A 19573-nucleotide genomic window follows, 5' to 3' on the forward strand; every position below is an offset into this window, starting at 1 on the left:
TAACTATGCAATTTTTATACCATTGATGTATAATCAATGGATAATATGGGAAAATTATATAAATAATAGTTCGTTTTATGAGAAATAGTGGTTTTTAAAATAAAAACCATTTTCTTTTTGTCTATGGAAATGATTCCTTTTCCGAGGCAAATGGATCCTTATAACGCTTGATTTAAGGGGTGAATCAGTTGACAGGTCAACTTGTTCAGTATGGACGACACCGCCAACGTAGAAGTTATGCAAGAATCAGTGAGGTTTTGGATCTTCCGAATCTGATTGAAATTCAAACAGCTTCTTATCAATGGTTTCTAGATGTAGGTTTAAAGGAAATGTTCCAGGATATTTCTCCTATTGAGGATTTTACAGGTAATTTATCGTTAGAATTCATCGATTACAGCTTAGCTGAGCCGAAGTATTCTGTGGAAGAAACAAAAGAACGCGATGTTACGTATTCTGCACCACTTCGTGTGAAAGTGCGCCTTGTTAACAAAGAAACAGGGGAAGTGAAAGACCAGGATGTATTTATGGGCGACTTCCCGCTGATGACTGAAACAGGTACATTTGTCATCAATGGTGCTGAACGGGTAATTGTATCCCAATTAGTGCGCTCACCGAGTGTTTACTACAATGGGAAAATGGATAAAAACGGTAAGCTTGGATTCTCTGCGACCGTTATTCCTAACCGTGGCGCATGGCTCGAATATGAAACAGACGCCAAGGATGTTGTGTATGTTCGGATCGACCGCACCAGGAAATTACCGATCACGGTATTGATGCGTGCCCTTGGATTCGGAACAGATCAAGAAATCATCGATTTGATCGGAGACAACGAATACCTTCGCAACACTCTTGAAAAGGATAACACCGAGAGTGTAGAAAAAGCATTACTAGAAATCTATGAGCGTCTACGCCCAGGTGAACCGCCTACTGTCGAAAACGCGAAAAGTCTTTTAGTATCACGCTTTTTTGATCCGAAACGTTATGATTTAGCTAATGTAGGCCGTTATAAAATTAATAAAAAACTGCATATCAAGAACCGTTTATTCGGACAACGTATTGCAGAGACTTTGATTGATCCTGAAACAGGTGAAATCATCGTTGAAAAAGGGACAATGCTTGATCGTCGGACTCTTGATAGGATCCTGCCTCATATCGAAGGTGGAATCGGATTCAAAACATTCCATCCATCAGGCGGTGTAGTAGAGGAAGAAACTCTTCTTCAACCTATTAAAGTGTTTGCGCCAAACGATGCTGAAGGCGAAAAAGTGATTAATATCATCGGTAATGCCTATGTGACCGACCAGGTCAAAAACATTACACCGGCTGATATCATTTCTTCCATCAGTTATTTCTTTAACTTATTGCATGGCGTAGGAATCACAGATGATATTGACCATTTAGGAAACCGTCGTCTGCGTTCTGTTGGTGAATTGCTGCAAAACCAATTTAGAATTGGTTTATCCCGTATGGAACGTGTTGTTCGTGAAAGAATGTCTATTCAGGATACGAATACAATCACTCCACAGCAACTAATTAACATTCGTCCAGTCATTGCATCTATTAAAGAGTTCTTTGGAAGCTCACAGCTTTCCCAATTCATGGATCAAACGAACCCGTTGGCTGAATTGACGCATAAACGTCGTCTATCTGCATTGGGACCTGGTGGTCTGACACGTGAGCGTGCTGGCTTTGAAGTACGTGACGTTCATTACTCCCACTATGGCCGCATGTGTCCGATTGAAACGCCTGAGGGACCGAATATTGGTTTGATTAACTCATTATCCAGTTTTGCAAAGGTTAACCCATATGGCTTCATTGAAACACCATACCGCCGTGTGGACCCTGAAACAGGTAAAATTACAAGTCAAATCGACTACTTAACAGCTGATGAGGAAGATAATTATGTAGTTGCCCAAGCGAATGTACGCCTGTCAGATGACGGATCATTCCTTGATAATGATGTTGTTGCACGTTTCCGCGGTGAAAATACCGTTGTTCCGCGTGACCGCGTAGATTACATGGATGTATCTCCTAAACAGGTTGTATCTGCTGCGACAGCATGTATTCCTTTCTTGGAAAATGATGACTCCAACCGTGCCCTTATGGGAGCGAACATGCAACGTCAAGCAGTTCCTTTGCTGCAACCGGAAGCCCCTCGAGTAGGAACGGGTATGGAGTATGTTTCAGCGAAAGACTCCGGTGCTGCTGTAATCTGTAAACACCCTGGTATCGTAGAGCACGTTGAATCACGTGAAGTATGGGTACGTAGGGTAAGTGAGGTTGACGGACAGCAAGTAAAAGGAAACCTTGATAAATACCGTCTATTAAAATTCATTCGTTCCAACCAAGGAACGTGCTATAATCAACGCCCTATCGTAAGTGTTGGCGACAACGTTGTAAAAGGTGAAATTCTTGCTGATGGTCCTTCAATGGAAAAAGGTGAGTTGGCACTTGGACGTAACGTATTGGTTGCCTTCATGACATGGGATGGATATAACTATGAAGATGCCATCATCATGAGTGAACGATTGGTTAAAGATGATGTGTACACTTCCATTCATATTGAAGAATATGAATCTGAATCACGCGATACAAAATTAGGGCCTGAAGAAATCACTCGTGATATCCCTAACGTAGGGGAAGATGCGCTTCGTAATCTTGATGAGCGCGGAATTATCCGTGTGGGTGCTGAAGTGAAAGACGGAGACCTTCTCGTTGGTAAAGTCACGCCTAAAGGTGTAACGGAACTGACTGCTGAAGAACGTCTATTACATGCAATCTTCGGTGAAAAAGCACGTGAAGTAAGGGATACATCACTTCGTGTACCTCACGGCGGCGGCGGAATCGTTCTTGATGTTAAAGTATTCAACAGAGAAGACGGCGATGAACTTCCTCCTGGTGTAAACCAACTCGCACGTGTATATATCGTTCAAAAACGTAAAATCCATGAAGGCGATAAAATGGCTGGACGACATGGTAACAAAGGGGTAATCTCCAGGATTCTTCCTGAAGAAGATATGCCTTATTTACCAGATGGCACTCCAGTCGACATCATGTTAAACCCATTGGGTGTACCTTCACGTATGAACATCGGTCAAGTGTTGGAGCTTCACTTAGGTATGGCTGCACGCGCACTTGGCATTCATGTAGCATCTCCTGTATTCGATGGTGCCACTGAGGAAGATGTTTGGGGTACGATTGAAGAAGCCGGGATGTCCCGTGATGCAAAAACTGTCCTTTATGATGGCCGTTCAGGTGAAGCATTCGATAACCGTGTATCAGTTGGTGTCATGTATATGATCAAACTGGCACATATGGTCGATGATAAACTTCATGCACGTTCAACTGGACCTTACTCCCTTGTTACGCAGCAGCCACTTGGTGGTAAAGCGCAATTTGGTGGACAGCGTTTCGGTGAGATGGAAGTATGGGCACTTGAAGCTTATGGTGCTGCTTATACATTACAAGAAATCCTAACCGTTAAATCAGATGATGTCGTAGGTCGTGTTAAAACTTACGAAGCAATTGTCAAAGGTGAAAATGTCCCTGAACCAGGCGTTCCTGAGTCCTTCAAAGTATTGATTAAGGAGCTTCAAAGTTTAGGATTGGATGTTAAAATTCTTAATGCCGAAGACCGTGAAATCGAAATGCGTGATTTGGAAGATGAAGAAGAAGCCAACCAAGCAGACAAATTAAGCCTTGATTCAGAAACTAAAGATATGGTTGCTTCCGAAGTAGGGGCACCTGTCAAAGAATAAAATTATAAGCATATCTAGTTATATATTACCCGCTCTGACTGGCAGCAAGATGGTTCCTTTGAAAATCATGCTGCCTTGTTAGAGCCTTATTGATTCAATCAACCATCATCCGGTGTAAGATTGCCTGATATTTGACGGCAATCAAGGGTTAAACCTGGAGATTAAAAGGGAGGTAGGCCCCTTGTTAGACGTTAATAATTTTGAGTATATGAAAATTGGTCTTGCTTCACCAGACAAGATTCGTTCTTGGTCCCATGGAGAAGTTAAAAAACCAGAAACAATCAACTATCGTACATTAAAGCCAGAAAAAGACGGTTTATTCTGTGAGAGAATTTTTGGACCTCAAAAGGACTGGGAATGTCATTGCGGAAAATATAAACGTGTTCGTTATAAAGGCGTAGTCTGTGACCGTTGTGGCGTTGAAGTCACTCGTGCTAAGGTGCGTCGTGAGCGTATGGGTCATATTGAGCTGGCAGCTCCAGTTTCACACATATGGTATTTTAAAGGAATTCCTAGCCGTATGGGACTTGTACTTGACATGTCTCCACGGGCATTGGAAGAAGTTATTTACTTTGCATCTTACGTCGTAACTGAAACGGGCGATACAACTTTAGAAAAGAAACAGCTTCTTTCTGAAAAGGAATATCGTACATACCGTGAAAAATACGGTAAGAAGTTCCAAGCTGCCATGGGTGCGGAAGCTATTAAAAAACTTTTACAAGATATTGATACGGAAAAGGAAGTAGAGTCGTTGAAAGAGGAGCTTAAAACAGCTCAAGGACAACGCAGAACCCGTGCAATCAAACGCTTGGAAGTGCTTGAAGCTTTCCGTAACTCCGGAAATGAGCCTTCATGGATGATCCTTGACGTGCTTCCGGTCATTCCACCGGAACTTCGTCCTATGGTTCAACTTGATGGAGGACGTTTTGCCACATCTGATCTAAATGATTTATATCGCCGTGTTATCAACCGTAATAATCGGTTGAAAAGATTACTGGATCTTGGAGCACCAAGCATTATCGTTCAAAACGAGAAGCGTATGCTGCAAGAAGCCGTCGATGCTCTTATCGATAATGGCCGTCGCGGCCGTCCGGTAACTGGACCTGGTAACCGTCCGTTAAAATCTTTATCTCACATGTTAAAAGGTAAACAAGGCCGTTTCCGTCAAAACCTTCTTGGTAAACGTGTTGATTATTCTGGCCGTTCCGTTATCGTAGTCGGACCAAACTTAAAGATGTACCAATGTGGTCTTCCGAAAGAAATGGCGATTGAATTATTCAAACCATTCGTTATGAAGGAGCTTGTTCAAAGAGGTTTAGCGCATAACATCAAATCCGCTAAGCGTAAAATTGAGCGTTTATCTCCTGAAATATGGGATGTGCTAGAAGAAGTTATTAGAGAACACCCAGTACTATTGAACCGTGCACCGACACTTCATAGACTTGGTATCCAAGCATTTGAACCAACGTTGGTTGAAGGTCGCGCAATTCGTTTGCATCCGCTCGTATGTACAGCTTACAACGCTGACTTTGACGGTGACCAAATGGCGGTCCACGTTCCTCTATCTTCTGAAGCCCAAGCCGAAGCACGCATGCTTATGCTTGCAGCACAGAACATTTTGAACCCTAAAGATGGTAAACCTGTCGTTACACCTTCTCAAGATATGGTATTAGGTAACTATTACTTAACATTGGAAAGAGAAGGCGCTATCGGTGAGGGTATGATCTTTAAAGATACAAGTGAAGCATTACTTGCATACCAAAACGGATATGTACACTTACATTCCCGTTGTGCCGTACATGCATCGTCACTAAATAATGAAACATTCACTGAAGAACAAAACGGCCAACTTCTAATTACAACTGTCGGTAAATTGATCTTCAATGAAATTTTACCAAAATCATTCCCGTATATTAACGAACCGACACGATATAATTTGGAAACGAAAACTCCAGAGAAATATTTTGTGGAAAAAGGCGCTAATATCCCTGAGTTGATTAAGGCCCAACCTGCTATTGATCCTTTCAAGAAACAAATTCTTGGAAATATCATTGCGGAAGTCTTTAAACGCTTTAAAATTACTGAAACATCCAAAATGCTTGACCGGATGAAAGATCTTGGATTCAAATATTCGACAAAAGCTGGTATTACCGTTGGTGTTGCCGATATCGTCGTTTTAAAAGAAAAACAAGGAATCATTACTGAGGCTCAAACCAAAGTGGATAATGTCTTGAAACAATTCAGACGTGGTCTTATTACTGAGGATGAGCGTTATGATCGCGTCATTTCAATTTGGAGTGCTGCCAAGGATACCATTCAGTCCAAACTTATGGACTCACTGGACCGACGCAACCCAATCTTCATGATGAGTGACTCCGGGGCCCGTGGTAATGCTTCCAACTTTACGCAGCTTGCGGGTATGCGTGGTTTGATGGCCAACCCGGCTGGACGTATCATTGAATTACCGATCAAATCAAGTTTCCGTGAAGGTTTAACAGTGTTGGAGTACTTCATCTCTACACATGGTGCGCGTAAAGGTCTTGCCGATACAGCACTTAAAACAGCCGATTCCGGTTACCTTACTCGTCGACTTGTTGACGTTGCCCAAGATGTTATCATCCGTGATGACGATTGTGGAACCGACCGCGGCTTGAAAATTTCAGCCTTGAGAGAGGGCACTGAAATAATTGAGCATCTTGAAGAGCGCCTGGTTGGCCGTTATGCAAGAAAAGCGATCAAACATCCAGAAACAAATGATGTAATCGTGGCTGAAAATGATCTTATTACTGAAGATCTTGCTAATTATATTGAATCACTTGGAATTGAAACAGCATGGATCCGTTCTGCCTTTACATGTAACACCAGCCATGGTGTATGTAAAAAATGTTATGGACGCAACTTGGCTACAGGTCAAGAAGTTGAAGTGGGCGAAGCAGTCGGTATTATTGCCGCTCAATCAATCGGAGAACCTGGTACACAGTTAACGATGCGTACATTCCATACAGGTGGGGTTGCTGGGGACGATATCACTCAAGGTCTTCCTCGTATCCAAGAAATATTTGAAGCGAGAAATCCTAAAGGTCAAGCTGTCATTTCCGAAATCGAAGGAACGATTGTTTCGATTAATGAAATTCGGGATAAACAACAGGAAATCGTTGTTCAAGGTGCAGTTGAATCACGCACATATACTGCGCCATACACTGCCCGTTTAAGAGTAACTGTTGATACTCCTGTCCGTCGTGGTGAAGAGTTAACAGAGGGTTCCATCGATCCGAAAGAATTGCTTAAGGTTACAGACGTGCTTACTGTTCAGGAATACCTGCTTCATGAAGTTCAAAAAGTATACCGGATGCAAGGTGTTGAGATCGGTGATAAACATATCGAGGTAATGGTTAGACAAATGATGCGTAAAGTCCGTGTGCTTGATGCAGGCGAAACTGAAGTACTTCCAGGAACATTATTGGATGTTAACCAGTTCACTACTGCAAACACAGATGCATTGCTGACTAACAAATTACCAGCTACAGGTCGTCCAGTATTGCTAGGTATAACAAAAGCATCTCTAGAAACGGATTCCTTCTTGTCCGCCGCGTCATTCCAAGAAACAACCAGAGTCTTGACTGATGCAGCAATAAAAGGAAAACGTGATGAATTGCTTGGACTTAAAGAAAATGTCATCATCGGTAAACTTGTCCCTGCAGGAACGGGAATGCTTAGATACAGAAAAGCAAACCCTGTCGTTGTTGGTGATGAAAGTGCCGATACAGTAACAGTGGATTAAAGGAAAAAGGACCAGCTCAATAATTTAAACTGAAAACCGCACTCCTGTTTCCTATTGGAGCTGAAGGATCAGAATTTATTGAGCTGGTCTCTCTTATTACTCATGGCTGAATGAACAGCCTTACGAGAATCAGAAATATTTCCTTTAGGCAAATTGATTATCTTAATAGAATTATGTAAGGAAAACCTTTTGCTGAAATTATTTTCTTGAAAGAAGTTGACAGTATCCGACTAATAATGATACTATAGCAAAGGTGCTCCTATGTTACCCTGTAACTTTGGAGGATATGGACCATGTCTTATGAAAAAGTAATACAGGCAAAGTCAGTGATTATAGGGACGAAACAAGCAGTTAGAGCTCTTAAAAACAATTTAATTCAAGAAGTTATCATCGCTGATGATGCAGATATATACTTGACTGGGCGTGTTGTTGAGACCGCCAAAGAATTGGATGTTCCTATCACATATGTTGATTCGATGATAATGCTTGGCAAAGCATGTGGTATTGATGTCGGAGCAGCAACTGTTGCCATTAAAAAGTAAAAATGTTTTTGCAATTATATTTGCAAAGACTTTGTTTTTACCCATTTATGAACCACCTGGATGTGTGGTACTAGAAATGAAAACGTGAAGGGAGGAAAAATGTAATGCCTACTATTAATCAATTAGTGCGTAAAGGACGCGAGTCTAAAGAGGTTAATTCAAAATCTCCAGCACTTAACAAAGGCTACAACAGCTTTAAAAAAGCACAAACTAACGTATCATCTCCGCAAAAACGTGGTGTTTGCACTCGTGTGGGTACTATGACACCGAAAAAACCAAACTCCGCGTTACGTAAATATGCGCGTGTACGTTTAACAAACGGTATCGAGGTAACAGCTTATATCCCAGGTATCGGTCACAACCTACAAGAACACAGCGTGGTTCTTATCCGTGGCGGTCGTGTAAAAGATTTACCAGGGGTACGTTACCATATCGTACGTGGTGCTCTTGATACAGCTGGAGTTAACAATCGTATGCAAAGCCGTTCTAAATACGGTACTAAGCGTCCGAAAGCAGCAAAAAAATAATCTCAAACAAAAATTAAACTTTCTTGAAAGGAGGAAATATAATGCCTCGTAAAGGACCTGTAACGAAAAGAGACGTATTACCAGATCCGATTTATAATTCTAAACTTGTGACTCGCTTAATCAACAAATTAATGGTTGATGGACAAAGAGGTAAATCACAAAAAATTCTTTACTCTGCATTTGATTTAATCAAAGAACGTACTGGCAATGAATCAATCGAAGTTTTTGATCAAGCACTTAAAAACATCATGCCTGTATTAGAAGTAAAAGCACGCCGTGTAGGTGGAGCTAACTACCAAGTACCAGTTGAGGTGCGTCCAGACCGCAAATCAACTCTAGGACTTCGTTGGTTAGTGAAATACTCTCGTCTTCGTGGAGAAAAAACGATGGAAGAGCGTTTAGCTTATGAAATCATGGATGCTGCTAACAATACTGGAGCAGCTGTTAAGAAACGTGAAGATACGCACAAAATGGCTGAAGCTAATAAAGCATTCGCTCATTATCGCTGGTAAGATATATCACTATAAAATCCTTATAAAAGGAAGGAGAAAGACAAATGGCAAGAGAGTTCTCCTTAGCAAATACTCGTAATATCGGTATCATGGCTCACATCGATGCTGGTAAAACGACAACAACAGAACGCGTTCTATACTATACTGGTAAAATTCATAAAATTGGTGAAACACACGAAGGTGCTTCACAAATGGACTGGATGGAACAGGAACAAGAACGTGGAATCACGATCACATCCGCTGCAACAACTGCACAGTGGAAAGGTCACCGTGTAAACATCATCGATACGCCAGGACACGTAGACTTCACAGTTGAAGTTGAACGTTCATTGCGTGTACTTGATGGAGCTGTAGCTGTACTTGATGCCCAATCAGGTGTTGAGCCTCAAACTGAAACAGTTTGGCGCCAAGCTACAACTTATGGTGTACCACGTGTCGTATTCGTAAATAAAATGGACAAAATCGGTGCGGATTTCCTATATTCAGTTGGAACAATCCACGATCGTCTACAAGCTAATGCTCACCCGGTTCAGTTACCAATCGGTGCTGAAGATCAATTCTCTGCAATTATTGACCTTATTGAAATGAAAGCTCATTTCTATGCCAATGATCTAGGAACTGATATCACTGTTGGTGAAATTCCTGAAGAACATAGGGAATTAGCTGAAGAATACCGTGAAAAGTTAATTGAAGCAGTAGCAGAAGTTAATGAAGACTTAATGGAAAAATACCTTGGCGGCGAAGAAATCAGCATTGCTGAATTAAAAGCAGCTATTCGTACAGCAACTGTTAACGTTGAATTCTTCCCAGTTATCTGTGGATCAGCTTTCAAAAACAAAGGTGTTCAATTAATGCTTGATAACGTTATCGACTTCCTTCCATCTCCATTAGACGTGCCGGCTATTAAAGGTACTCTACCGGATACAGAAGATGAAGTAGAACGCCATTCAGATGATTCTGAACCGTTCTCCGCTTTAGCGTTTAAAGTTATGACTGACCCTTACGTTGGTAAACTTACATTCTTCCGCGTGTACTCAGGTACATTAGAATCAGGATCTTATGTAATCAACTCAACAAAAGGTAAACGTGAACGTATTGGACGTATCCTTCAAATGCATGCAAACAGCCGTGAAGAAATCTCAACTGTATATGCAGGGGATATCGCTGCTGCTGTTGGTTTGAAAGATACTACAACTGGTGATACTCTATGTGACGACAAGAACCAAGTAATTCTTGAATCCATGGTATTCCCAGAACCAGTTATCTCACTGTCGGTTGAACCGAAATCCAAAGCAGACCAAGACAAAATGGGTCAAGCTTTACAAAAGCTACAAGATGAAGATCCAACATTCCGTGCGCATACTGACCAAGAAACTGGTCAAACGATTATCGCTGGTATGGGTGAACTTCACTTGGACATCCTTGTTGACCGTATGCGTCGCGAATTTAAAGTGGAAGCTAACGTTGGTGCTCCTCAAGTAGCATACCGTGAAACTTTCCGTGGTTCAGCTAAAGTTGAAGGTAAATTCGTTCGCCAATCAGGTGGTCGTGGACAATTCGGACACGTATGGATCGAATTTGGTCCAAACGAAGAAGGTAAAGGATTCGAATTTGAAAATGCTATCGTCGGTGGTGTAGTACCACGTGAATATATCCCTGCTGTACAAGCTGGATTAGTTGATTCACTTGACCGTGGTGTACTTGCTGGTTACCCGCTAGTCGACATCAAAGCAAAATTATTTGACGGTTCTTACCATGACGTTGACTCCAACGAAATGGCATTTAAAATTGCTGCATCAATGGCACTTAAAAATGCTGCATCTAAATGTAAGCCGGTTATCCTTGAACCAATCATGAAAGTGGAAGTAGTTATTCCAGAAGATTACCTAGGCGACATCATGGGAGATATCACATCTCGTCGTGGTCGTGTAGAAGGTATGGAAGCTCGCGGTAACACACAAATGGTTAAAGCGATGGTTCCACTATCTGAAATGTTCGGATATGCTACATCTCTACGTTCTAACACTCAAGGACGCGGGACATTCTCTATGCACTTCGATCATTATGAAGAAGTACCTAAGAGCATTTCTGAAGAAATCATCAAAAAAAATAAAGGTGAATAATTGATTTTCATCTCTTATTAAAGTATAACTATCTTATGTAAGCTGTGATGGAAGAATTAGTCTTCTTTCGCAGCCCTTATATACTTAATATTTTATATATAATTTTAAGGAGGAATTCCTAATGGGAAAAGCTAAATTTGATCGTTCAAAACCGCACGTTAACGTTGGAACAATTGGTCACGTCGACCATGGTAAAACAACTCTAACAGCTGCAATCACAACTGTACTTGCTAAAACTGGTGGCGCAGAAGCTCGCGCTTATGACCAAATCGATGGTGCTCCAGAAGAAAGAGAACGTGGGATCACAATCTCTACTGCACACGTTGAGTACGAAACAGCTACTCGTCACTATGCACACGTTGACTGCCCAGGACATGCTGACTATGTTAAAAACATGATCACTGGCGCTGCACAAATGGACGGCGGAATCTTAGTAGTATCTGCTGCTGATGGCCCAATGCCACAAACTCGTGAGCACATCCTTCTTTCTCGTCAAGTAGGTGTACCATTCCTAGTAGTATTCATGAACAAATGCGACATGGTTGATGACGAAGAACTTCTTGAATTAGTAGAAATGGAAATCCGTGATCTTCTATCTGAATACGAATTCCCTGGCGATGACATTCCAGTTATCAAAGGATCTGCACTAAAAGCTCTTCAAGGAGAAGCTGCTTGGGAAGAAAAAATTCATGAATTAATGACAGCTGTTGACGAGTATATCCCAGAACCAACTCGTGACACTGACAAACCATTCATGATGCCAGTTGAGGATGTATTCTCTATCACTGGTCGTGGTACAGTTGCTACTGGCCGTGTTGAGCGTGGACAAGTTAAAGTCGGTGACGTTGTTGACATCATCGGTTTCAACGAAGAGTCTAAACCAACAACAGTAACTGGTGTTGAAATGTTCCGTAAACTTCTTGACTATGCTGAAGCTGGTGACAACATCGGTGCACTACTTCGTGGTGTATCCCGTGAAGATATCCAACGTGGACAAGTACTTGCTAAACCAGGTACAATCACTCCACACACAAAGTTCAAAGCTGAAGTTTATGTTCTTTCTAAAGAAGAAGGTGGACGTCACACTCCATTCTTTACAAACTACCGTCCTCAGTTCTACTTCCGTACAACTGACGTAACTGGTATTTGTAACCTTCCTGAAGGCGTAGAAATGGTTATGCCTGGAGACAACATCGAAATGACTGTAGAACTTATCGCTCCAATCGCTATCGAAGAAGGTACTAAATTCTCTATCCGTGAGGGTGGACGTACTGTAGGCGCTGGCGTAGTTGCTACAATCACAGAGTAATTGATTCATAAAACAATATTGGAAGGGACGCCTTCCGGGAGAAGCAGATGGGACGCCATCTGCTTCTTTTCTATTTTCTAAAGGTTTTTCATTTTCTTCTTCTATAATATCGATAAAAAAATTAGTGAATTTATTAAGTTTCATATCCATTTTCGAATTGAAGAAAATGGATATGAAAGACCATGTAGAATGTACTTGTAAATACTTGTGATAGTATGTATAATAATAAAAGTGTGTTGCACAAGAAAAGTTTTTTGTTTAACTTGCATTTTACTTGTGCATTATGTATAATAGACAATGTTGGTCTTTGACTGCGATGATATGGAAGGTTGCTGACACACCCGGCCGCTTTGCCATGGCGAGTGTGTGGGAAATTTCCATTGAGAAGGTCTATTTTAAAATAGGCGAAAAGGAGGGAAAATTATGGCAAAACAAAAAATTCGTATCCGTTTAAAAGCATATGATCACAGAATTCTTGATCAATCTGCTGAGAAAATTGTTGAAACTGCAAAACGTTCTGGTGCGGCTGTATCTGGTCCAATTCCATTACCTACTGAAAGATCGGTATATACGATCCTACGTGCGGTTCATAAATACAAAGATTCTCGTGAACAATTCGAAATGCGTACGCATAAACGTCTAATCGACATCGTTAATCCAACTCCACAAACAGTTGATTCATTGATGCGTTTAGATTTACCATCAGGCGTTGACATTGAAATCAAATTATAATTCATATAAATATGAACAATTACTCTAGGAGGTGTGACTTATGACCAAAGGAATCTTAGGAAGAAAAATCGGTATGACTCAAGTTTTTGCTGAAAACGGTGAACTTATTCCGGTAACAGTTATCGAAGCTGCTAATAACGTGGTTCTTCAAAAGAAAACTGTTGAAACTGATGGCTATGAAGCAGTTCAAGTTGGTTTTGAAAACAAACGTGAAAAGCTTTCTAACAAACCTGAAAAGGGCCATGTTGAAAAAGCAAATACTACTCCTAAGCGCTTCATTCGCGAATTCCGCGGAACGGATCTTACTGAATATGAGATCGGTCAAGAAGTCAATGTTAGTATTTTCGCTGAAGGCGATTTAGTAGATGTATCAGGAATTTCAAAAGGTAAAGGTTTCCAAGGCTCTATCAAGCGTCATGGACAATCTCGCGGACCTATGTCTCATGGTTCTCGTTACCACCGTCGCCCAGGTTCAATGGGTCCTGTAGCTCCAAACCGCGTATTCAAAGGTAAACTATTACCAGGACGTATGGGTGGAGAACAAATTACTGTTCAAAACTTAGCTATCGTTAAAGTTGATGTTGAACGCAACCTACTATTGATCAAAGGTAATGTACCTGGTGCTAGAAAAGCATTGATCAAAGTAAAAACTGCTGTTAAAGCAAAGTAATTTCTGAGAAAGGAGGAGCAATAGAATGCCAAAAGTTACATTGTTCAACCAAACAGGTTCACAAGTTGGCGACATCGAACTAAATGAATCCATCTTTGGTATCGAACCTAATAATCATGTATTATTTGAAGCAATCATCATGCAACGAGCTTCCTTACGTCAAGGAACTCATAAAGTTAAAAACCGTTCTGAAGTTGCAGGCGGTGGACGTAAACCTTGGAAACAAAAAGGAACTGGACGTGCGCGTCAAGGTTCTATCCGTTCTCCACAATGGCGTGGCGGTGGCGTTGTTTTTGGACCTACTCCAAGATCTTACGCTTACAAGCTACCTAAAAAGGTACGTCGTTTAGCTATTAAATCTGCATTGTCTGCAAAGGCATTGGAAGAGAACATTTTGGTACTTGAAAGCTTGTCTTTCGAAGCTCCAAAAACAAAAGAGTTTGTAGCGGTACTTAAAAACCTTTCTGTTGATACTAAAACGTTAGTCGTTACTGACGGTTTAGATGAGAAAGTTGCTCTTTCTGCACGTAACATCCCTGGTGTTACTGTAGTTGAAGCTGATGGTCTTAACGTTCTTGATGTTGTTTCACACAACAAATTGATCTTGACTAAATCAGCTGTCGAAAAAGTAGAGGAGGTGCTTGCATAATGGATGCACGCGATATCATTAAGCGCCCCGTAATCACTGAACGCTCTTCAGACGTAATGGCTGAAAAGAAATATACTTTTGAAGTTGATGTTAGAGCTAATAAAACTCAAGTTAAAGATGCTGTTCAAGAAATTTTCGGCGTTAAAGTTGAGAAAGTAAACATCATGAACTACAAAGGTAAATTCAAACGCATGGGCAAACATGCAGGCTATACTAACAAGCGCCGTAAAGCTATTGTTAAATTAACTGCTGACAGCAAAGAAATCGAGCTATTCGAAGCTTAATTCATTAGAGAAGGAGGGAAATACAAATGGCGATTAAGAAGTATAAACCTACCTCTAACGGTCGACGTAATATGACAACTTCGGACTTTGCTGAGATTACTACAGACAAACCGGAAAAATCATTACTTGCTCCTTTACACAGCAAAGGCGGCCGTAATAACCAAGGTAAGTTAACAGTTCGTCATCAAGGTGGCGGCCACAAGCGTCAATACCGTATCATCGATTTCAAACGGAATAAAGATGGTATACCAGGACGCGTTGCTACTATTGAGTACGATCCAAATCGTTCTGCAAACATTGCATTAATTAATTACGTTGATGGAGAAAAACGTTATATCCTAGCTCCGAAAAACCTAGAAGTAGGTTTGGAAGTTATGTCAGGTCCAGAAGCTGACATTAAAGTGGGTAACGCTCTTCCTCTTATTAACATCCCAGTTGGTACAGTAATTCATAACATCGAACTTAAACCAGGAAAAGGTGGACAATTAGTCCGTTCAGCAGGAACATCTGCTCAAGTACTTGGTAAAGAAGGTCGTTATGTACTTGTACGTTTAAACTCAGGTGAGGTTCGTATGATTCTTGCAACTTGCCGCGCTACAATCGGTCAAGTTGGTAATGAACAACATGAACTTATCAACATTGGTAAAGCTGGACGTAACCGTTGGTTAGGTAAACGCCCAACAGTTCGTGGATCAGTAATGAACCCGAATGATCACCCACACGGTGGTGGTGAAGGTAAATCGCCAATCGGACGTAAATCACCAATGTCTCCATGGGGTAAACCTACTCTTGGATTCAAAACTCGTAAGAAGAAAAATAAATCCGATAAATTTATCGTACGTCGTCGTAAAAAATAACGGGATTGACCTACGGTTCATATATAGAACCGTAGAACAGTCACGAAGGGAGGTACTCGCATGGGTCGTAGCTTAAAAAAAGGGCCTTTTGTTGATGATCATTTATTGGTAAAAGTTGAAAAATTAAATGAAGCTGACAAGAAACAGGTAGTAAAAACTTGGTCTCGTCGCTCAACAATCTTCCCGCAATTCATCGGACACACAATCGCCGTTTATGACGGTCGTAAGCATGTGCCGGTTTATGTAACAGAAGATATGGTAGGTCACAAACTAGGCGAATTCGCGCCTACACGCACTTATAAAGGTCACGCAAGTGATGACAAGAAAACAAGACGTTAATGAGAGGAGGGCATCTCATGCAAGCTAAAGCTGTCGCTAAAACAGTTCGTATTGCTCCTCGTAAAGTGCGTTTAGTCGCAGATTTAATTCGAGGAAAACAAGTAGGTGAAGCAGTAGCGATTCTTCGCTTAACACCAAAATCTGCTTCTCCAGTCGTAGAAAAGATTCTGAAATCTGCTATCGCAAATGCAGAACACAACTACGAAATGGATATTAATAACCTAGTCGTTTCAGAGGCATACGTTAACGAAGGACCAACATTAAAACGTTTCCGTCCTCGCGCTCAAGGTCGTGCGAGTGCAATAAACAAACGTACTAGTCATATTACAATCGTTGTATCAGAAAAGAAGGAGGGGTAATCTGTGGGTCAAAAGGTAAATCCTATCGGTATGCGTATCGGGATCATTCGTGATTGGGAATCCAAATGGTACGCTGATAAAGACTACGCTACTCTTTTGCATGAAGACATTAAAGTTCGTGAATATATTGCGAAACGCTTAAATGATGCTTCTGTATCCAAGGTTGAAATCGAACGTGCTGCTAACCGCATCAATGTATCAGTTCACACTGCTAAACCAGGAATGGTTATCGGTAAGGGCGGTACTGAAGTCGAAGCACTACGTAAAGCTTTGAACCAGCTAACTGGCAAAAGAGTTCATATCAATATCATTGAAATTAAAAGAGCAGATCTTGACGCAAAATTGGTTGCTGAAAACATCGCTCGTCAATTAGAAAACCGTGTTTCATTCCGTCGTGCTCAAAAACAAGCTATTCAACGCACTATGCGTTCTGGCGCAAAAGGAATCAAAACACAAGTTTCTGGTCGTCTTGGCGGTGCTGATATTGCTCGTGCTGAACATTACAGCGAAGGAACAGTTCCACTTCACACACTTCGTGCTGACATAGATTATGCTCATGCTGAAGCAGATACTACTTACGGTAAGCTAGGCGTGAAAGTTTGGATCTACCGTGGAGAAGTTCTTCCTACTAAGAAGAAATCTGAGGAAGGAGGAAAATAATATGTTATTGCCAAAACGCGTAAAATACCGTCGTGAACACCGCGGTAAAATGAGAGGGATGGCTAAAGGCGGCACTGAAGTTCATTTCGGAGAATTTGGACTTCAAGCTCAAGAAGCTTCCTGGATCACGAACCGCCAAATCGAAGCAGCTCGTATTGCGATGACTCGTTATATGAAACGTGGAGGAAAAGTTTGGATCAAAATCTTCCCAAGCAAACCTTACACAGCTAAGCCGCTTGAAGTACGGATGGGTTCCGGTAAAGGTGCTCCTGAAGGTTGGGTAGCAGTAGTTAAACCGGGCAAAGTATTGTTTGAAATCTCTGGTGTATCTGAAGAGGTGGCAAGAGAAGCATTGCGCCTTGCAGCACACAAACTTCCAATCAAATGTAAGTTTGTAAAAAGAGAGGAAATTGGTGGTGAAACAAATGAAAGCTAATGAAATCAAAGATCTAACCACTGCTGAAATTGAACAAAAACTAAAATCTCTTAAAGAAGAACTATTTAATCTTCGTTTCCAGTTAGCTACTGGACAACTTGAAAATACAGCTCGCATCCGTGAAGTTCGCAAATCGATTGCTCGTATGAAAACAGTTGTTCGTCAAAGAGAGATCGGTGTCACTAATCGATAATGAATGGAGGTTTGCAGAATGAGCGAACGCAACCAACGCAAAATCTACACTGGACGCGTAGTATCCGACAAAATGGATAAAACAGTAACAGTTGTCGTAGAAACCTATAAAAAGCATTCTTTATACGGTAAACGCGTGAAATACTCTAAAAAGTTAAAAGCTCATGACGAGCTAAACGAAGCTAAAGCAGGCGACGTAGTACGTATCATGGAAACTCGTCCACTTTCAGCTACAAAACGCTTCCGTCTTGTAGAAGTAGTAGAAAAAGCAGTAATCATTTAATATAGTTCGGATTAAGCTAATTCCGAAGGGAGGTACCGTACATGATTCAACAAGAATCTCGTTTAAAAGTCGCTGACAATTCAGGTGCTCGTGAAGTGCTAACAATTAAAGTCCTAGGTGGTTCTGGCCGTAAAACTGCAAACATCGGTGATATCATCGTTTGTACAGTTAAACAGGCAACACCAGGAGGCGTTGTTAAAAAAGGTGAAGTCGTTAAGGCTGTTGTTGTCCGTACAAAACGTGGTATGCGTCGTCCTGACGGTTCTTACATTCGTTTTGATGAAAACGCATGTGTAATTATCCGTGACGATAAGAGCCCACGTGGAACTCGTATTTTTGGACCTGTTGCTCGTGAATTACGTGACAATAGTTTCATGAAGATCGTTTCTCTAGCTCCAGAAGTTCTATAATATGTAAAATTTGTATAAAGCCTTTCAAGGAGGTGCCAAGCTAATGCATGTTAAAAAAGGTGACAAAGTCGTAGTCATCTCTGGTAAGGACAAAGGCAAACAAGGAACAATTCTTTCTGCATATCCGAAACAAAATCGTGTGCTTGTTGAAGGAATTAACATCGTGAAAAAGCATTCCAAGCCATCTCAACTTAATCCACAAGGTGGAATTATCAGCAGAGAAGCTGCTATTCACGTATCCAATGTAATGCCACTTGATCCTAAATCAGGTAAACCGACTCGTGTTGGATATAAGATTGAAAATGGTAAAAAAGTACGCGTAGCTAAAATATCAGGTGAAACTTTAGATAAATAAGTCATAAATGAAGGGAGGTACACTAAGCAATGAGCCGCCTTAAAGAAAAATTAAAAAGTGAAATTACACCATCATTGATGGGCAAATTCAACTATCAATCAGTAATGCAAGTACCAAACATTGAGAAAATCGTTATTAACATGGGTGTGGGTGACGCAGTATCTAACTCGAAAGCTTTAGATACAGCTGTTGAAGAACTTACATTGATCACTGGTCAAAAACCTGTTATAACAAAAGCAAAAAAATCAATCGCAGGCTTCCGTTTGCGTGAAGGTATGCCTATCGGAGCGAAAGTTACATTACGTGGAGAACGTATGTATCAATTCCTTGATAAGCTAGTATCTGTATCTTTACCGCGTGTACGTGATTTCCGTGGCGTTTCAAAGAAATCTTTTGATGGACGTGGGAACTATACATTAGGCGTTAAAGAACAACTTATCTTCCCTGAGATTGATTACGATAAAGTGAGCAAAGTTCGTGGTATGGACATCGTTATCGTAACGACTGCCAACACTGACGAAGAAGCTCGTGAACTACTTACTCAAGTTGGAATGCCGTTCCAAAAGTAATCTCTAAATAAAGGGAGGCGAAATCGTGGCTAAAAAGTCTATGATCGTAAAGCAAAAACGCGAACAAAAGTTTAAAGTACAAGAATATACACGTTGCGAACGTTGCGGACGTCCACATTCTGTATTACGTAAATTTAAACTTTGTCGTATTTGTTTCCGCGAACTTGCATATAAAGGACAAATTCCTGGCGTTAAAAAAGCTAGCTGGTAAAACCCGAGTTTGGGA

General features: G+C 41.1%; 22 protein-coding genes. All 22 read left to right on the forward strand.

The annotated features are described in order from the left end of the window. Window positions 1-188 precede the first annotated feature (188 nt). Window positions 189-3758, forward strand: coding sequence for a DNA-directed RNA polymerase subunit beta (gene rpoB, locus J7J00_RS20795; protein ID WP_214794252.1), 3570 nt, complete (start codon window positions 189-191; stop codon window positions 3756-3758). A gap of 181 nt (window positions 3759-3939) precedes the next feature. Next, entirely contained in the window at window positions 3940-7539 is a 3600-nt protein-coding gene (rpoC, locus tag J7J00_RS20800; protein WP_214794254.1) for a DNA-directed RNA polymerase subunit beta', read from the forward strand. 293 nt (window positions 7540-7832) lie between these two features. Next, complete coding sequence (locus tag J7J00_RS20805) at window positions 7833-8081, forward strand: 50S ribosomal protein L7ae-like protein (protein WP_214794256.1); 249 nt, start codon at window positions 7833-7835, stop codon at window positions 8079-8081. Window positions 8082-8185: 104 nt separating this feature from the next. After that, window positions 8186-8608 carry a 30S ribosomal protein S12 gene (gene rpsL, locus J7J00_RS20810; RefSeq protein ID WP_053349068.1) on the forward strand — a complete coding sequence of 141 codons (423 nt, stop codon included), beginning with the start codon at window positions 8186-8188 and terminating at the stop codon, window positions 8606-8608. Between the two features lie 41 nt (window positions 8609-8649). After that, entirely contained in the window at window positions 8650-9120 is a 471-nt protein-coding gene (gene rpsG / locus J7J00_RS20815; RefSeq protein WP_034305035.1) for a 30S ribosomal protein S7, read from the forward strand. 44 nt (window positions 9121-9164) lie between these two features. Further along, window positions 9165-11243, forward strand: coding sequence for an elongation factor G (fusA, locus tag J7J00_RS20820; RefSeq protein ID WP_061440380.1), 2079 nt, complete (start codon window positions 9165-9167; stop codon window positions 11241-11243). Between the two features lie 121 nt (window positions 11244-11364). After that, a complete protein-coding gene (tuf, locus tag J7J00_RS20825; RefSeq protein ID WP_053349066.1) occupies window positions 11365-12552 on the forward strand; it encodes an elongation factor Tu in 1188 nt (395 codons plus the stop codon). A gap of 423 nt (window positions 12553-12975) precedes the next feature. Further along, on the forward strand, window positions 12976-13284 hold the full coding sequence (gene rpsJ, locus J7J00_RS20830; RefSeq protein ID WP_019244375.1) for a 30S ribosomal protein S10: 309 nt from the start codon (window positions 12976-12978) through the stop codon (window positions 13282-13284). Between the two features lie 40 nt (window positions 13285-13324). Continuing rightward, the gene (gene rplC, locus J7J00_RS20835; protein WP_034305028.1) at window positions 13325-13954 is read left to right on the forward strand and encodes a 50S ribosomal protein L3; all 630 of its coding nucleotides are present in this window, start codon (window positions 13325-13327) and stop codon (window positions 13952-13954) included. A 25-nt stretch (window positions 13955-13979) separates the two neighbouring features. After that, window positions 13980-14603 (forward strand): 50S ribosomal protein L4, encoded by a 624-nt coding sequence (gene rplD, locus J7J00_RS20840; protein WP_034305025.1) that lies wholly within the window; start codon window positions 13980-13982, stop codon window positions 14601-14603. Continuing rightward, window positions 14600-14887, forward strand: a complete 288-nt coding sequence (rplW, locus tag J7J00_RS20845; RefSeq protein WP_174524197.1) for a 50S ribosomal protein L23 — start codon at window positions 14600-14602, stop codon at window positions 14885-14887. Before rplD ends, rplW begins: the two co-directional genes overlap by 4 nt. A 26-nt stretch (window positions 14888-14913) precedes the next feature. Further along, window positions 14914-15744 carry a 50S ribosomal protein L2 gene (gene rplB / locus J7J00_RS20850; RefSeq protein WP_214794258.1) on the forward strand — a complete coding sequence of 277 codons (831 nt, stop codon included), beginning with the start codon at window positions 14914-14916 and terminating at the stop codon, window positions 15742-15744. A gap of 60 nt (window positions 15745-15804) precedes the next feature. Continuing rightward, on the forward strand, window positions 15805-16083 hold the full coding sequence (gene rpsS / locus J7J00_RS20855; RefSeq protein WP_034305018.1) for a 30S ribosomal protein S19: 279 nt from the start codon (window positions 15805-15807) through the stop codon (window positions 16081-16083). A gap of 17 nt (window positions 16084-16100) precedes the next feature. Continuing rightward, complete coding sequence (gene rplV, locus J7J00_RS20860; protein ID WP_034305017.1) at window positions 16101-16442, forward strand: 50S ribosomal protein L22; 342 nt, start codon at window positions 16101-16103, stop codon at window positions 16440-16442. Between the two features lie 3 nt (window positions 16443-16445). Further along, window positions 16446-17102, forward strand: a complete 657-nt coding sequence (gene rpsC / locus J7J00_RS20865) for a 30S ribosomal protein S3 (protein ID WP_063235795.1) — start codon at window positions 16446-16448, stop codon at window positions 17100-17102. 1 nt (window position 17103) lies between these two features. Beyond that, the gene (rplP, locus tag J7J00_RS20870) at window positions 17104-17538 is read left to right on the forward strand and encodes a 50S ribosomal protein L16 (protein WP_053349061.1); all 435 of its coding nucleotides are present in this window, start codon (window positions 17104-17106) and stop codon (window positions 17536-17538) included. Beyond that, window positions 17528-17731: a 50S ribosomal protein L29 gene (rpmC, locus tag J7J00_RS20875; RefSeq protein WP_034305010.1), complete on the forward strand. Its 204-nt coding sequence runs from the start codon at window positions 17528-17530 to the stop codon at window positions 17729-17731. The genes rplP and rpmC overlap by 11 nt, the downstream gene beginning before the upstream one ends. A gap of 18 nt (window positions 17732-17749) precedes the next feature. Next, window positions 17750-18013 (forward strand): 30S ribosomal protein S17, encoded by a 264-nt coding sequence (gene rpsQ / locus J7J00_RS20880; protein ID WP_034305007.1) that lies wholly within the window; start codon window positions 17750-17752, stop codon window positions 18011-18013. Between the two features lie 41 nt (window positions 18014-18054). Continuing rightward, entirely contained in the window at window positions 18055-18423 is a 369-nt protein-coding gene (gene rplN / locus J7J00_RS20885; protein WP_034305005.1) for a 50S ribosomal protein L14, read from the forward strand. Between the two features lie 43 nt (window positions 18424-18466). After that, on the forward strand, window positions 18467-18778 hold the full coding sequence (rplX, locus tag J7J00_RS20890; RefSeq protein ID WP_063235796.1) for a 50S ribosomal protein L24: 312 nt from the start codon (window positions 18467-18469) through the stop codon (window positions 18776-18778). 29 nt (window positions 18779-18807) lie between these two features. Then, on the forward strand, window positions 18808-19347 hold the full coding sequence (gene rplE, locus J7J00_RS20895) for a 50S ribosomal protein L5 (RefSeq protein ID WP_063235797.1): 540 nt from the start codon (window positions 18808-18810) through the stop codon (window positions 19345-19347). 25 nt (window positions 19348-19372) lie between these two features. Continuing rightward, on the forward strand, window positions 19373-19558 hold the full coding sequence (locus J7J00_RS20900; RefSeq protein ID WP_034304998.1) for a type Z 30S ribosomal protein S14: 186 nt from the start codon (window positions 19373-19375) through the stop codon (window positions 19556-19558). The last annotated feature ends 15 nt before the right edge of the window (window positions 19559-19573 follow it).

The organism is Bacillus sp. ISL-4, assembly GCF_018613275.1.
Lineage (GTDB): Bacteria > Bacillota > Bacilli > Bacillales > DSM-1321 > Peribacillus > Peribacillus simplex_E.